Below are 14919 nucleotides of genomic sequence, written 5' to 3'. Positions count from 1 at the left end.
GAGACGAGATGGCCGAGACCGCGCTGAGAGACACCGGACAAGTGCCTGCCCGGCTTGAAGGCTGGCAGGGTATCGCCGCCGACTGGGCGTCGGATCAGCGCGCCTTCAAGAACGTGTCCTGGGGCAAGGCCATGATGTGGATCTTCCTCCTCAGCGACACCTTCATCTTCAGTTGCTTCCTGCTGTCCTACATGACCGCACGGATGTCGACGACCGTGCCGTGGCCCAATCCCAGCGAAGTCTTTGCCCTCAATATCGGGGGCAAGCACATCCCCCTCATCCTGATCGCCATCATGACCTTCATCCTGATCAGCAGCAGCGGGACGATGGCGATGGCCGTCAATTTCGGCTACCGCAGGGATCGCGTCAGGACCGCGATCCTGATGCTGGCCACGGCGGCATTCGGTGCGACGTTCGTCAGCATGCAGGCCTTCGAATGGACCAAACTGATCATGGAGGGCGTCCGTCCCTGGGGCAATCCGTGGGGCGCGGCGCAGTTCGGTTCAAGCTTCTTCATGATCACCGGTTTCCACGGCACCCATGTGACGATCGGCGTCATCTTCCTGATCGCGATCGCGCGCAAGGTCTGGCGGGGCGACTTCGATGTCGAGAGGCGCGGCTTCTTCACGAGCCGCAAAGGCTATTACGAGATCGTCGAGATCACCGGCCTGTACTGGCACTTCGTCGACCTCGTATGGGTGTTCATCTTTGCCTTTTTCTACCTTTGGTGAGGTCGGCACATGACAAACGCCACGGTACACATGGAAGGACAGATCCAGGCTCATGTGCACGCCGCAGCCGCACCAGGGACGGCTCACGCCAAGGGCCAGCAGCACCCGATCAAGCTCTATCTCGTGGTCTGGGCATGGCTGTTCGTTCTCAGCACCTGCTCCTACCTCGTCGATTATTTTGGGCTGCACGGCAGTCTCAGATGGTCGCTGATCCTGCTGTTCATGGTGTTGAAGGCCGGTCTCATCGTCGCCGTCTTCATGCACATGGCCTGGGAGCGGCTGGCCTTGGCCTATGCCATCCTGCTGCCGCCGGTCCTGGTGCTGGTATTCGTGGCGATCATGGTGCTCGAGTCCGAATACACGCACTTGCTTCGGGTGCTGTTCTTCGCAACACCGTCGTAGCGCTCATGTGAATTTCGCACCTCGCTCCACTGTCATGCCCCGCGCAGGCGGATGATGACAGATAGACGTGTGGCAAGACCGCCCGTCTCTCTCCGGTGCTACCCCTCGAACGCGTCCGCAGATCTGCCGTTGTCGCGCGAGATCAGCGTGTCGTCCGGGGCGGCCAGCGGCTCGCCCTTGTCGCGAAAGCGGTTGGTGATGGGATAGCGGCGGTCGCGGCCGAAATTCCTGGGTGTCACCTTCACGCCGGGCGCGGCCTGGCGGCGTTTGTATTCGGCGACGTTGAGGAGATGGTCGATGCGGGTGACCGTCTCGCGGTCGAAGCCTGCTGCGATGATCTGGTCCAGCGGCTCCTCGCGTTCGACGAGGCGTTCGAGGATGGCATCGAGCACGTCGTAAGGCGGCAATGAATCCTGATCGGTCTGGTTCTCGCGCAGCTCCGCCGTCGGCGGACGCGTGATGATATCGGGCGGGATCACCTCGCCGGCCGGCCCGAGCGCGCTGTCCGGCTTCCAGCTGTTGCGCAGCGCCGCCAACCGAAACACCTGCGTCTTGTAGATGTCCTTGATCGGGTTGAAGCCGCCGTTCATGTCGCCATAGAGCGTGGCGTAGCCGACCGACATTTCCGACTTGTTGCCTGTCGTCACCACCATCAGCCCGGTCTTGTTGGAGATCGCCATCAAGAGGGTGCCGCGGGTGCGGGCCTGAAGATTTTCCTCGGTGATATCAGGCGGCAGATTCTTGAAGATGCCGGACAGGATAGTCTCGAAGCCGGTCACGGCTTCCGCGATCGGCAGGACCTCGTAGCGGATGCCGAGATGGCCCGCGAGCTCGCCGGCGTCCGCGATCGAGCTTGCCGCAGTGTAGCGATAGGGCAGCATCACCCCATGCACCTGGTCGGCGCCGAGCGCGTCGACCGCGATCGCTGCGCAGAGCGCGGAATCGATGCCGCCGGAAATGCCGAGCAGCACGCCGGGAAAGCCGTTCTTGGCGACGTAGTCGCGCAGGCCCAGCACGCAGGCCGCGTAGTCGGCGTGGTCGCCTTCCGGTTGCGCGGCGATCGGCCCGGCGCAGCGCCAATCCTCGCCGTTACGCGTGAAGCGCAGCGTGGTGATGCTTTCCGCGAACGCCGGCAATTGCGCCGCGAGCGAGAGATCGCCGTTGAGCGCGAACGAGGCGCCGTCGAACACCAGCTCGTCCTGGCCGCAGACCTGGTTGAGATAGACCAGCGGCAAGCCGCTCTCGGTGACGCGCGCGACCGCGACCGACAGGCGCACGTCGTTCTTGTCGCGGGCGTAAGGCGAGCCGTTCGGCACCAGAATGATCTCCGCGCCGGTCTCGGCCAGCGTCTCGACCACGTTCTCGTAGTCCTCAGACTCATCCAGCCAGATGTCCTCGCAGATCGGCACGCCGATGCGCACGCCGCGTACCGTGACCGGCCCGGCGGCAGGCCCGCGCGCGAACAGCCGCTTCTCGTCGAACACGCCGTAATTCGGCAGATTGCATTTGAAGCGCAAGCCGGCGATGCGGCCGCCGTCGAGCAGCGCGCAGGCATTGTAGAGCTTGCCGTCCTCGACCCAGGGCGTGCCGACGAGCATCGCCGGCCCGTCATCGGCTGTCTCGCGCGCGAGGCTTTCGATCGCGGCCCGGCAGGCGGCCTGGAAGGCCGGCTTCTGCACCAGGTCCTCCGGCGGATAGCCGGCGATGAACAATTCCGGAAACAGCACGAGATCGGCGCCATCGGCGGCCGCCCGCACGCGCGCGGCCCGCGCCCTGGCGGCATTGCCCTCGACGTCGCCCACGGTCGGATTGAGCTGAGCGAGCGTGACCGCAAATGCGTTGAGACGTTCGGTCATGGCCGCCCCCGTCCGATCCAATGGCTAGAGCATGATCCGGAAAAGTGTGGAGCGGTTTTCCGAAAAGATCATGCTCAAACAACAACCTCAAGCGCGATGAGCGCTTTAGACGAAACCCAACCGCTCGACGACGGCAAAGATCCAGAACGCGCCGGCCATCAGCAGCGCGATGCCGACGGCCGCCGAGCCCATGTCCTTGACCTGCCCGATCTGCTTGTCGTGATCCAGGGTCAGGCGATCGGCGAGCTTTTCCACCGCGGTGTTGAGCAGCTCGACCACCAGCACGAACGCCACAGCACAGACCAGCTCGACCGCGCGCATCGCGGTCGCGCCGATGAACCAGGCCAGCGGCAGCGACAGCAGGAGCGCAAAGATCTCCTCGCGAACCGCCTGCTCCGATCGAAGTGCAAAGGCCAGACCGTTGCGCGAATTGATCGTGGCCTTCCAGATCCGCAGCAAGGTCTTAGAGCCCCGCGGCGACCGGCATCGGCCTGGCCTTGCCGGCGCGTTCCTGCTTGAGCAGTTCGGCGACCAGGAAGGCCATGTCGATGGACTGCTCGGCATTGAGGCGCGGGTCGCAGACCGTGTGATAGCGGTCGTTGAGATCCTCGTCCGTGATCGCGCGGGCGCCGCCGAGGCATTCGGTGACGTCCTGGCCGGTCATCTCCAGATGCACGCCGCCGGCATGGGTGCCTTCGGCGGCGTGGATCGCGAAGAACGACTTCACCTCGGACAGGATGCGGTCGAACGGCCGCGTCTTGTAGCCCGACGTCGAGGTGATGGTGTTGCCGTGCATGGGATCGCACGACCAGACCACCACCCTGCCCTCGCGCTTCACGGCGCGGATCATGTTCGGCAGGTGCTCGCCAACCTTGTCGGAGCCGAAGCGGCCGATCAGCGTCAGCCGGCCCGGCTCGTTGTCGGGGTTGAGCACGTCGATCAGCTTCAGCAATTCGTCGGGCTTGAGCGACGGGCCGCACTTCAGCCCGATCGGGTTCTTGATGCCGCGGAAATATTCGATATGGCCGTGGTCGAGCTGGCGGGTGCGATCGCCGATCCAGATCATGTGGCCCGATGTCGCGTACCAGTCGCCGGTGGTGGAATCGACGCGGGTCATGGCCTGCTCGTAGCCGAGCAGCAGCGCTTCGTGGCTGGTGTAGAAATCGGTCGCGCGCAGCTCCGGATGGCTCTCCAGATCGAGGCCGCAGGCGCGCATGAAGTTGAGCGCGTCCGAGATGCGGTCGGCCAGCTCCTTGTAGCGGCGGGACTGCGGCGAGTCCTTGAGGAAGCCGAGCATCCACTCATGCACGCTGCCGAGATTGGCGTAGCCGCCGGTCGCGAAGGCGCGAAGCAGGTTCAGCGTCGCCGCCGACTGGCGATAGGCCATCAGCTGGCGCTGCGGATCCGGCACACGCGCTTCCTTGGTGAAGGCGATGTCGTTGACGATGTCGCCGCGATAGCTCGGCAGCTCGACGCCGCCCACCTTTTCGGTCGGCGAGGAACGCGGCTTGGCGAACTGGCCGGCGATGCGGCCGACCTTCACCACGGGCACTGCGCCGGCATAGGTCAGCACCACCGCCATCTGGAGCAGCACGCGGAAGAAGTCGCGGATGTTGTTGGCTCCGTGCTCGGCAAAGCTCTCGGCGCAGTCGCCGCCCTGGAGCAGGAAGGCCTCGCCCGCCGCAACGCGGCCCAAGGCCTTCTTCAGATTGCGCGCCTCGCCCGCGAACACCAGCGGCGGAAAAGTCGCAAGCTGCGCCTCGACGTCGGCCAAAGCCTTGGCGTCGGGATAATCGGGCACCTGTAGCACCGGCTTGCTGCGCCAGGACTCGGGCGTCCACCGCTCGGACATCGCAATCTCTCCGTGAAGCAAAAAGCACAACCTGATCTGTGGGTTGCGAGGGCCGCCTTATACACAGGCTGGCTCCCGGCCGCCAGTTGTAAATCCATTCCGCACTGCAAACCCTTGCAGGGAAAGCCAAATTCGCATTTGCTTGGGAAGGCTAAGGAAACTGGCAGGACACCGGCGGCCCATGGACGCGGCGCGCGACGACGTTTTCATCGACGAGATCAGCTTCCCGGCGACCGACGGGTATGCGCTGAGCGGCACCCTGTTCCTGCCGCGCGCCGCCAAGCGCCATGCCGTCCTGATCAATTCGGCCACCGCCGTCCCGCGAAAAATCTATCGCGGCTTTGCCTCCTACCTCGCCCATCGCGGCTGCGCGGTGCTGACCTACGACTATCGCGGCATCGGCGACTCCCGGCTGCCGGCAATGGTCGGCTACAATCAGCCGAAATCGCTTGTCGGCTTCAAGGCCTCGATGTCGGACTGGGCGGCGCTCGACGTCACCGCCGCGGTGAGCTGGATGCGCGAGCGCTACAACACGCTGCCGCTCGCCTATATCGGCCACTCCTTCGGCGGCCAGGCGCTCGGGCTGATCGCGAACAACACCGACATCTCGCGCGCCGCGTTCGTCGCCTCGCAGGCGGCGACCTGGCGGCTGATGACCTCGCCGGAGAAATACCGCGTCTTCGCCTTCATGAACCTCATTGGCGTGCCGCTCGCCCACGCGTTCGGCTACGCGCCGGGCTGGGCCGGCATTGGCGAGGATTTGCCCAAGGGCGTGTTCCTGCAATGGGCCAACTGGGTCTCGAGCCCGCGCTATCTCTTCGATTCAAAACTGCCCGCGCTGGAGAACTTCGCAAAATTCAAGGGCGAGTTGCGCGCGCTGTGCTTCTCCGACGATCCCTGGGCGACGCGGCCCGCGGTCGAGTTGCTCACAGGCGGATTCACGGCGATCAAGCCGGAGGTGTTGACGGTGAAGCCGTCCGACATCGGGGCCAAGGGAATAGGCCATTTCGGCTTCTTCCGCCCCGAACACCGCGACACGCTGTGGCGCGGCGTGGCGGAATGGATCCAGGGCGAGTGAGCCGTTACCGAATGATCGTCGTCAGCGACGAGTAGCGCCTGTTCGGCCTGGCTTCACCCGGCGCGAACTGCGCGAAGGCATCGCTGACGCGGACGGCCGGCGGCGTATCGCCGGCGAAGCGGAATTCCTTTGGCCGCGGCGCGTAGAAGCTGGCGCTGTAATAGGCGTCGTCGAAGCGCGCCTCGCCGACCCCGAACACTGCGTCGCAGACGAACAGGAGCGCGTAGACTCCCGCGACCGCAGCGACGATCTCCTTGAGAATTGACATGCTGATGCCCTGCCCTTTTGCGGACAGGATGCGCATTGGTTCCAAAGCTCAGGTTTAAGGCGCCGTGCTTCTTGTTCGCAGGGTTTGCCGCCGCTGAGCGGGATGCAGACAATTTTATCGATCTCGAAAAAGAGAGCCCGCCTGACCGAACGATCAGGCGGGCTCCAGGCTTGGCCGCTCGGGAGGTATCAGACGGCCAAATCAGACGGCTAAGTTCATCCACACCGCCTTCGGCTCGGTGAAATTGTCGAGCGCGGCGGTACCGTGCTCGCGACCGAGGCCGGAGTCGCGTTCGCCGCCCCAGGGCAGGCGCACGTCGGTATAGCCATAGGTGTTCATCCAGACCGTGCCTGCGCGCGCCCGCTTGGCAAAACGCTGGAGCTTGCCGATGTCGCGGCTCCAGACGCCGGCGGCGAGGCTGTAGGCGGTGCCGTTGGCGATCCGCAAGGCATCGGCCTCATCCCTGAACTTGATGACGCTGACGACGGGGCCGAAGATCTCCTCCTGCGAGATCCGCATCTCGTGTTCGACATTCGCGAACACCGCGGGGCCGATGAAGTAGCCGCGCTCGCCGACCCGCGTCCCGCCGGTGACGAGGGTGGCACCCTCCCGCTGGCCGACATCGACATAGTCGAGGATCGACTTCATCTGCTTCTCGGAGATGACAGGCCCGAGCGCGGTCTTGCGGTCGAGCGGATCGCCGATCTTCAGCGATTTTGCGCGTGCAGCGAGACGCTCGACGACTTCGTCATAGGCCTTCTCCTGCACCAGCACGCGGGAGCCGGCCGAGCACACCTGGCCGGCGTTGAAGAAGATGCCGGAGGCCGCGGCTTTCGAGGCTGCTTCGAGATCGGCATCGTCGAAGATGACGTTGGCCGATTTGCCGCCGAGCTCGAGCGAGACGCGCTTGAAATTGCCGGCCGCGCCTTTCATGATTCCACGACCCACGCCCGGCGAACCGGTGAAGGTGACCTTGTCGACGTCAGGGTGATTGACCAGCGCGTCGCCGACTACGCGGCCGGGGCCCGTGACGACGTTGAAGACGCCTGCCGGCAGGCCGGCCTGAAGCGCGAGCTCGGCGATGCGCAGCGCCGACAACGAGGTCAGCTCGGCCGGCTTCATCACGATCGTGCAGCCGCAGGCCAGCGCCGGCGCCAGCTTCCACATCCCGATCATCAGCGGGAAATTCCACGGCACGATGGCCGCGACCACGCCGACCGGCTCGCGCACGGTGTAGGTCAGGGCATCGTCACGCACCGGCACGACGTCGCCGCTGATCTTGTCGGCCCAGCCGGCGTAGTAGATCAGCGTGTCGACGGCAGCCGGGAAGTCCTGACGCAGCGTCGCGGAGATCGGCTTGCCGGCATCGATCGACTCGAGCTCGATGATTTCTTCGGCGTTTGCCTTGAGCAGCTCGGCCCAGCGCAGCAGGATCTGGCCGCGCTCGGAGGCGCGCATCGTGCGCCACGGGCCCTCGAACGCCCGGCGCGCGGCCGCCACCGCATGGTCGACATCGGCCTCGTTGCCTTCGGCGACGGTGGCGATGACCTGCCCGGTCGCCGGATTGAGCGATTTGAAGGTGCGGCCGGAGCTCGCGGGGACGCGGCGGCCGTCGATGAGCAGATGCTGCGGCCGGGCCATGAACTCGCTGGCTGGCGAATGCGCAAAGTCATATGCAACTGACATCATATTTCCTCCTGTTCTGGTATGCCAGATTAGGACGGAGATTGCCGCAGTAAATATGATATCGTGTGCCTATGGCTCACTCACCATATGAACTCAACTTCATAAGGTCGTTTCATGCTCCAGATCGAGATCGAGGCAGTTTGGCGGTTTCGCCAGGAGGGCAGTCCGCGCACGGCGGTGGTCATGCTCGGCGTTCTCAACGAAATCCGGAAGACCGGAAAGATCACGAGCGCGGCCGCTGACGCGCACCTCTCCTACCGGCACGTCTGGAATCTGATCGAGCAATGGTCGGAGTTCTTCGGCACGCCGCTGGTCGAGACCCAGCGCGGCAAGGGCTCCAGGCTCACGCCGTTCGGCGAGCGGCTGGTATGGGCGGGCGAACGCATGCAGGCCCGGCTCGGGCCGCAGCTGGAAAACCTGGCACAGGAGCTGGCAAGCGAGATCAAGCCGTTCCTCGAGCAGCGCCCCTCGGTGATCCGCGTGCACGCCAGCCACGGCTTTGCGGTGGCGAAGCTGCGCGAATTCCTCGACCGCGAGCCCGGCATCGGCGTCGACCTGCGCTATGTCAGCAACCAGCATTCGCTGGTCTCGCTGGCGCAGGGCGCGTGCGATCTCTCCGGCCTGCATCTGCCGCACGGCGCGCTGCGGGCACAAGGCATCAAGGCGGCGCGCGAGTGGCTCGATCCGCGCGAGGACCGCGTCATCAGTTTCGTCACGCGCGAGATGGGTCTGATGGTCGCGCGCGGCAATCCGCTTGGCATCGAAACGATCGAGGACCTGACCAGGCCAAAGGTCCGCTTCGTCAACCGCGACCATGATTCCGGCACGCGCCTTCTGTTCGACCAGTTGCTCGCCGCACACAGCATCGACGAAAGCCGCATCAACGGCGCGCAGCAGATCGAGTTCACCCACGCCGCGGTCGCCGCCTATGTCGCGAGCGGCATGGCGGATGCGAGTTTCGGCGTCGAGGCGGCCGCTCGCCATTTCGGCCTCGATTTCATTCGTATCGTGACCGAGGATTACTTCTTCGTCTGCAAACGCGCCTTCCTCGACACCGAGCCGATGCAGCGCATCCTCGATATCATGCGCAGCGCCGATTTTCGTGCCGCCGTCGCCAGCCTGCCCGGTTACGTCCCGTCCGACACCGGTGCGGTCACCGGCGTGAAGGCGTTTCTGGAGATGCACGCCGTGCGCTGATGAACGGCCGAGGCTCGCCCTTACCCTGGCGGACTGCCGCTACGCGCCCGGTCAAACGACCGGCTCGTCCTTGAGCGCCGACACCACCTGCTCGCCGCGGTCGGTCAGGCGATAGGTCACAAGCGGACGGCTCGACGGCGGCTTGCGGTTGATCTCGACGATGTAGCCGCGCACCATCAGCGCTTCAAAACTGCCGTAGTAGCCGAACATGCTGATCTGGTTCTGCTTGAGCAGCTTGAACTCGCGCAGGAGACGGATCTCGTTGCCCGAGAGCAGCGAGCGGCGGACGCGCTGCACGAACCGCGCGCGCTGCTCGAACCACGCCTGGTCGGGCAGTTCGTGCGAGGCCGGCGCCGGGTCGCGCTCGCAAGGGCGCGCCTCCGTCGCGACATCGGCCATGACCGGCGGAAGGCCCGGCACGCTGCCGACCACCGCGTCCTTGGCGACATCGAGCAATGCCATCGGCCAGCGCCGCTTGTTGTCCACCATGACCGGCGGCGGCACGACGCTGTCGCGCACCAATTGCTCGAAACGCCCGGCGGTCACGCCGACATAGGCGGCCGCCCGACGGCGATCGACCAGACGGGTGTCCGGCTCGTGCTCCAGCTCGCAAGCGATGTTCTCGTTCACCCCGAAATCCCCTGGCGCGTCGTTGCGCAGGCCCGGCGGCCCTCTTTGGGACCCGGCCGAGCCGGCGGCGAACCTAGGGGGGACCAGCGCTCTCGAAAAGCAGAGAATTTCGTACATGTTGATGCCGTTTCGGCAACGGCTATAGTTCGTGCCGGGGGACCCATGCGATTTCACTCACCGGCCATCCAGTACTTCCACGCCGTCCGCCGCACCGGCTCGATCCGGGCCGCGGCGCGCGTCCTGAACGTTGCCTCCTCGGCGGTCAGCCGCCAGATTCTCAAGCTCGAGCAAGAGGTTGGATCGCCCCTGTTCGAGCGCACTGCGCGCGGCCTGACGCTGACGACGGTCGGCGAGATGCTGGCCCGGCATGTCATGAACGTGCTCCAGGACCTCGACCGTTTCCGCTCGGACGTCGCGTCCCTGTCCGGCAACTGGCGCGGCACCGTCAGCATCGCCTGCATCGAGTCGCTGACGGAATCCGTGCTGCCGGACCTGATCGCCTCGCACCGCGGCCGCGCCCGCCGCGTCAGCTTCACCACCGAGGTGAAGGGATCGTCGGACGTGCTCGAGGCCCTGAGCCGCGGCGAGGCCGACATCGGCATCGCCATGGCGCTCCGCCATCCGCCGGACCTGCGCCAGGTCGCCTTGAAGCGGTTCCGTCTCGGCGCGGTGGTATCGCGCGAGCATCCGCTGGCGCGCCGCAAGACGGTGACGCTGGAGCAATGCCTCGCCTTCCCCGTCATCAATGCGCTGCCGGAGCTATCGATCTATCACCTGCTCCAGCCGCTGATCGCACAGCTCTCCGAGACGCCGGAGCCGGCGATCCAGGCCAATTCGATCGACCTGATGCGCGAGCTTGCCGCACGCGGCGTCGGCGTCGCCTTCCAGACCCAGCTTGGCATCGGCCGGCTGTCGCGCGAGAGCCAGCTCGTCTTCCTGCCGCTCGACAATGCCGGCAGCCCGGTCTGGTCCGACCTCGGCATCTATGTTCGCGCCGAGCGCACCCTGCCCGCCTACACCGAGTCCTTTCTCCAGGAACTGGTGCGCGAACTGGGCGACCGCGAGCGGCGCGAGAACGCGGCCTATCCGCAGACGGCGTGACATCTCGGCAAACGGGCCAGCTTGGAGGCGACCGCGCGCCCCGTGGTCTTGCGGACTTGCCTGAAGCACGGTTGCTCCGGCAACATTTCCGGCCGATGTCGCGCGCGCGAGGTCGAGGACGCGCCGGCACACGCCGAACGCCTGAGATCACTGGGATCCGAGATGCCGGTACGTTGGCTCAAGCCGTCGCGAGTCCTGGGCATCGAGCGCTACAGCGACTTCGAGTCCTTTCGTCCAAGCGAGGTGCTGGGCGGCGGCATCAGCACACCGCTCGAGCCGCGCGAGTTCTCGCTGCACCGCGCCATCCTGCCGCTCCAGGATGGTCTGTTCGTGCTCCAGCGAACCTTCGCCCGGCGCCTTCAGGCCAACATCGGCACCGATCACGGCGTCGGCCTCGTCATCCCGCTCGCCTGTCATTTCACCGCCAACGGCCGCGAGATCGACAATTCGATGATCGGAATCGTGCGCGGCAAGGTCCCCACCGAGGCGGTCGAGCATCACGCCAACACCTATCTGATGCTGCGCTTCAACTCCGACATGCGCCATCGCGGCTGGGCGGACTACGAGACCGGGCTCGAATTCACGCGTCTCGACGACGACACGATGGCGGGCCTGCGCGCCGCGATTCTCGACATGTTCTGCCTGGCCTCGCGCTGCAATGATCCCAGGCAATTCGAAGCCATCGACCGGCCGATCCAGGAAAGGCTTCTCGCGGGCCTCGATACCGCCCTTGCCCCCGTCGACGCGCAAGACCGCCAGCGCGGATCGTTCGACAAGCATCGCAAGCTGGTCGCGCGGCTGGACGAGGCGGCCACGCTGTCCGGCGGCATCCCGCTCTACAGCGGCGACCTCGCAAATGCGCTCGGCGTCTCCGTTCGCACGCTCCAGAGCGCGACACAGGCGGTGCATGGCGTCAGCCTGCATCACCATCTCAGGCTGAAGCGGCTGTGGTCGACCCGCACGCAGCTCCTGACCGGAGGTAACGGAATGACCGTGAAGGCCGCAGCGCTCGCGAACGGCTTCTGGCACATGGGCGAATTCTCGAAACTCTACAGGACGACGTTCGGCGAGATGCCGTCCGGGACGCTGGCGCAGGCCCGCGATTTTGCGGACGACAGTCCGCACCTCTGAGATTTCTCCGGTCAAAATCGCGCGATCGCGAGCAGCTCGCTCCGCGCAAGCGAAACCGCCTCGCCGCCCCCCGCCGACCTCGATCTCGGCCCGCTAGGCGCTCAGCCGTGACCCGCTTGCTTGCGGTGTCCGCTCTCGCTCAGGCGATCGACCCAGGCAATGCCGATCGCCGAGATGATGAAGGTCAGGTGGATCAGCACCTGCCACATCACGCCGGTCTCGGTGAAATTGCTGCGCGTGGTTCCGAGATTTCCGGCCTCGATGAAGGTCCGAAGCAGCGAGATCGAGGAGATGCCGATGATCGCCATCGCAAGCTTGATCTTGAGCACGCTGGCGTTGACGTGACTGAGCCATTCCGGCTCGTCGGGATGGCCGCTCAGGTTCAGCCGCGAGACGAAGGTCTCGTAGCCGCCGACGATAACCATCACCAGCAGGTTCGAGATCATGACGACGTCGATCAGTCCGAGCACGACCAGCATGATCTGCTGTTCGCTGGCGTCAAAGGAGTGCACGACCAGGTGCCAGAGCTCCTTGAGGAACAGCAGCACGTAGACGCCCTGTGCGATGATGAGCCCGACATAGAGCGGCACCTGCAGCCAGCGCGAGCCAAAGATCAGCTGGGCGAACGGGCCGATTTGCGGCAGCGAAGGCGCGGCCGAAGGTGCTTTGGGTTCAGAAATCATTGATCACTCCGGAGTGCAGGCAAGAGATGTCGCCCAAGAGATTCGGCCTCAGAGACTCGCGATGACAGGCGCGAGCTCGAGCGAGCCGCGATAGATCATCTCGAAGGCGACGTAAACGATGATGGCGAGGCCGACATAGGCGATCCAGCGCTGCTTCTGGAGCACGCGGCCGAGCAGATCGGCGGCCACACCCATCATCGCGACCGACAGCAGCAGGCCGAAGGCCAGGATGTAGGGATGCTCGCGCGCCGCGCCCGCGACCGCGAGCACGTTGTCGAGCGACATCGAGACGTCGGCCGCGACGATCTGCAGGGCGGCCTGGCCGAAGGTCTTGCGCGGTGCCGATGCCGCGCTTCCGCCGCCGCCATGGCTGAACGCAAGCCCGCTTCTATGCGCGGCCTGCTCGCGCAGTTCGCGCCACATCTTCCAGCACACCCAGAGCAGCAGCACGCCGCCGGCGAGCAGGAGGCCGATCACCTGCAAGATCTGGGTCGCGACGCCGGCAAAGGCGATCCGGAGTGCAGTCGCCGCGACAATACCGACGACGATGGCGCGCCGGCGCTGCTCGGCCGGCAGCCCGGCAGCGGCAAGGCCGATGACGACGGCGTTGTCGCCGGCGAGCACGAGGTCGATCAGGACGACCTGAAGCAGCGCGGTCAGCGCGTCTGCGGTGATGAATTCAATCATGATTGATCATTCTTCGATGCGGACGGTTCGAGCCATTGCGGCTTGCGGCGTTCGATCCAGTCGAACACCTTCGACCGGGACGAGCGCAGCGCCGGCACGTCCTCGGCAAGCAGCGCGAGGCCGAGCGGCAGCATCCAGATGCCGAGCACCGGCAGGATGGAGAGCACGCCGCCGACGACGAGCAGCGCGCCCGAGGGGATTCTCACCCAGCGGCTGGACGGCTTGAGCAGATAGGTGACGGTGTCGCCCATGCGCGGCGGCAGGCGATGGACGAGCCTGTCGAGGCGCGGGTCACCGCCGGCCATCTGGCCCGTGGTGCCCTCGGTTCGGGTCGTATGCTCGTCCGATGCCGCGCTCATGCTCACTCCTTTGGGACGGGGCCTGCCGCACCCGGTCCGACCTGCTTGGCGCGCGGCAACACCAGCGTCAGCAGCCGCAGCAGCTTGATCGCCTGCACCTCATGGGGATGCACGTCCTCGTCCGCGGCCGCAACGCGCTCCGACAGCTCCATCAGATGGGACGAGAGTGACATGTTCGAGACCGGGCGCAGCGTGTCGATCACCACATTGGCAAAGTCGGGCTCCTCGAGACGTTCCGCCAGCTCGTCGAACATCGCGAACAATCGGTCGTCGCCGATATGCGGCGCCAGTCCGCGATCCCTGATGAAACGGATCACCTCGTCGCGCTCGACCGGCGAGACGCGCCGGTCGGCCACCGCGACAAGCGCACCGGCGATGATCAGCGCCGCCGCTGCCTGCTCGTTGAGGCTGGACGGTTCGGCAATCTCGAGTTCGATCGGGTTTGAGTATTTGGCGTCAGACATCGATGCTCCTCAACGTTGCGAAATGGCCGCGCGGAGCTGCGATGGGGACGATTGGGTCGGAGGGAACAGAGAAGACCCGACGATCGGCCGATCCATCGCATTCGCGCGGGACAGGTCATCCGACATCACGAGGTTTGCCGACATTCGTCGGCGGCCTCGCCAGAGGGGCCCGGATTCTTGTTCGCCTCAGACATAAAGATGGGTCTGTCGGAATCAAGGCGATGAGACTGCGACCAGCCGCCGCATCGGTTCCGTGTTGCCATGTTTGGTTAAGCAGTGGTGCGCATGTCCAGGACGCGCTGCATCCCCACCGTTATTGCTCTGGATTGCTTCGCTGCGCTCGCAATGACGGAGTGTGGGCACGGGCACCGCTCCTACCTCACGACCTCAACCAAATGCCCACGCGAGGGTGATGGATCGAACCGGTCGCCGAAATATTGCGTTTCGTGCGCTACCAGTCCGTCGCGGAATTCCATGATGCTCACGACGTAGGACGGCACGCCGTCATAAGTCAGCACGAACTCGCTCACCCAGAGATCACCGCCGCCGATGATCCGCCGAACCGAGAAGCGCTTCTTGTTCGGCTGCACGAGGCGGCTCTCCTGAATGTTCCTCCGGCCGTGGATGCGCTCGCTCGATTGGGGATAGTCGAGCACCGCGTCGTCGCGATAGATGGCGTGCTCGGCCTCGAAATCGTTCGCGTCCGAAGCGTCCCAATGGCGCTGGAGCGCCGCCAATCTGGCTCGATCGTCCATCTCGACCTCCGATCCCGAATGAAACCGCCTCCCGCCGCC

The 14919-nt window shown here is 65.3% G+C and carries 17 protein-coding genes; 6 read left to right on the top strand and 11 right to left on the bottom strand.

Going from position 1 to position 14919, the window contains the following annotated elements; all coding sequences use genetic code 11:
• Positions 1–8: 8 nt before the first annotated feature.
• Together ACE10W_RS16020 and ACE10W_RS16015 are read left to right on the top strand one after the other, a co-directional pair.
• Positions 9–731, top strand: a complete 723-nt coding sequence (locus ACE10W_RS16020; protein WP_161535342.1) for a heme-copper oxidase subunit III family protein — start codon at positions 9–11, stop codon at positions 729–731.
• Positions 732–740: 9 nt separating this feature from the next.
• On the top strand, positions 741–1133 hold the full coding sequence (locus ACE10W_RS16015; protein WP_060911542.1) for a cytochrome C oxidase subunit IV family protein: 393 nt from the start codon (positions 741–743) through the stop codon (positions 1131–1133).
• Positions 1134–1231: 98 nt separating this feature from the next.
• Here ACE10W_RS16015 and ACE10W_RS16010 read toward each other — a convergent pair whose 3' ends face one another.
• The 3 genes from ACE10W_RS16010 to ACE10W_RS16000 form a co-directional block, all read right to left on the bottom strand.
• The gene (locus ACE10W_RS16010; protein WP_304565341.1) at positions 1232–2989 is read right to left on the bottom strand and encodes an NAD+ synthase; all 1758 of its coding nucleotides are present in this window, start codon (positions 2987–2989) and stop codon (positions 1232–1234) included.
• Positions 2990–3094: 105 nt separating this feature from the next.
• Complete coding sequence (locus ACE10W_RS16005) at positions 3095–3448, bottom strand: diacylglycerol kinase (RefSeq protein WP_161535344.1); 354 nt, start codon at positions 3446–3448, stop codon at positions 3095–3097.
• Positions 3449–3452: 4 nt separating this feature from the next.
• Positions 3453–4841, bottom strand: a complete 1389-nt coding sequence (locus ACE10W_RS16000; RefSeq protein ID WP_028170853.1) for a class II 3-deoxy-7-phosphoheptulonate synthase — start codon at positions 4839–4841, stop codon at positions 3453–3455.
• A 181-nt stretch (positions 4842–5022) separates the two neighbouring features.
• Between ACE10W_RS16000 and ACE10W_RS15995 the strand changes: the two genes are divergently transcribed.
• Positions 5023–5919 (top strand): alpha/beta fold hydrolase, encoded by an 897-nt coding sequence (locus ACE10W_RS15995; RefSeq protein ID WP_370204385.1) that lies wholly within the window; start codon positions 5023–5025, stop codon positions 5917–5919.
• A 4-nt stretch (positions 5920–5923) separates the two neighbouring features.
• On the opposite strand, the gene ACE10W_RS15990 is transcribed toward ACE10W_RS15995, so the two are convergent.
• A complete protein-coding gene (locus ACE10W_RS15990) occupies positions 5924–6187 on the bottom strand; it encodes a hypothetical protein (protein ID WP_038966250.1) in 264 nt (87 codons plus the stop codon).
• A gap of 201 nt (positions 6188–6388) precedes the next feature.
• A complete protein-coding gene (locus tag ACE10W_RS15985; protein WP_304553773.1) occupies positions 6389–7873 on the bottom strand; it encodes an aldehyde dehydrogenase family protein in 1485 nt (494 codons plus the stop codon).
• Positions 7874–7987: 114 nt separating this feature from the next.
• Here ACE10W_RS15985 and ACE10W_RS15980 point away from each other — a divergent pair, with 114 nt between their 5' ends.
• On the top strand, positions 7988–9070 hold the full coding sequence (locus ACE10W_RS15980) for a substrate-binding domain-containing protein (RefSeq protein WP_011086556.1): 1083 nt from the start codon (positions 7988–7990) through the stop codon (positions 9068–9070).
• A gap of 51 nt (positions 9071–9121) precedes the next feature.
• On the opposite strand, the gene ACE10W_RS15975 is transcribed toward ACE10W_RS15980, so the two are convergent.
• A complete protein-coding gene (locus ACE10W_RS15975) occupies positions 9122–9700 on the bottom strand; it encodes a hypothetical protein (RefSeq protein ID WP_304552545.1) in 579 nt (192 codons plus the stop codon).
• Positions 9701–9862: 162 nt separating this feature from the next.
• Between ACE10W_RS15975 and ACE10W_RS15970 the strand changes: the two genes are divergently transcribed.
• Positions 9863–10801 carry a LysR substrate-binding domain-containing protein gene (locus tag ACE10W_RS15970; RefSeq protein WP_028170847.1) on the top strand — a complete coding sequence of 313 codons (939 nt, stop codon included), beginning with the start codon at positions 9863–9865 and terminating at the stop codon, positions 10799–10801.
• Positions 10802–10963: 162 nt separating this feature from the next.
• On the top strand, positions 10964–11932 hold the full coding sequence (locus tag ACE10W_RS15965) for a helix-turn-helix domain-containing protein (RefSeq protein ID WP_304552544.1): 969 nt from the start codon (positions 10964–10966) through the stop codon (positions 11930–11932).
• Between the two features lie 101 nt (positions 11933–12033).
• Here ACE10W_RS15965 and ACE10W_RS15960 read toward each other — a convergent pair whose 3' ends face one another.
• The 5 genes from ACE10W_RS15960 to ACE10W_RS15940 all read right to left on the bottom strand — a co-directional run bounded on the left by ACE10W_RS15960 (position 12034) and on the right by ACE10W_RS15940 (position 14880).
• Entirely contained in the window at positions 12034–12615 is a 582-nt protein-coding gene (locus ACE10W_RS15960; RefSeq protein WP_011086552.1) for a TIGR00645 family protein, read from the bottom strand.
• A gap of 48 nt (positions 12616–12663) precedes the next feature.
• Positions 12664–13302 carry a TerC family protein gene (locus ACE10W_RS15955; RefSeq protein WP_060911535.1) on the bottom strand — a complete coding sequence of 213 codons (639 nt, stop codon included), beginning with the start codon at positions 13300–13302 and terminating at the stop codon, positions 12664–12666.
• Complete coding sequence (locus ACE10W_RS15950) at positions 13299–13661, bottom strand: hypothetical protein (protein WP_028170846.1); 363 nt, start codon at positions 13659–13661, stop codon at positions 13299–13301. Before ACE10W_RS15950 ends, ACE10W_RS15955 begins: the two co-directional genes overlap by 4 nt.
• Positions 13662–13663: 2 nt before the next feature.
• Entirely contained in the window at positions 13664–14125 is a 462-nt protein-coding gene (locus ACE10W_RS15945) for a TerB family tellurite resistance protein (protein ID WP_028170845.1), read from the bottom strand.
• A gap of 374 nt (positions 14126–14499) precedes the next feature.
• Complete coding sequence (locus ACE10W_RS15940; RefSeq protein WP_304552543.1) at positions 14500–14880, bottom strand: nuclear transport factor 2 family protein; 381 nt, start codon at positions 14878–14880, stop codon at positions 14500–14502.
• Positions 14881–14919: the final 39 nt, after the last annotated feature.

It is taken from the genome of Bradyrhizobium sp. B025 (genome assembly GCF_042257955.1).
Taxonomy (GTDB): Bacteria; Pseudomonadota; Alphaproteobacteria; order Rhizobiales; family Xanthobacteraceae; genus Bradyrhizobium; species Bradyrhizobium diazoefficiens.
The sequence above is the reverse complement of the archived record's forward strand: the minus strand, read 5'-3'. Positions and strand labels throughout refer to the sequence as shown.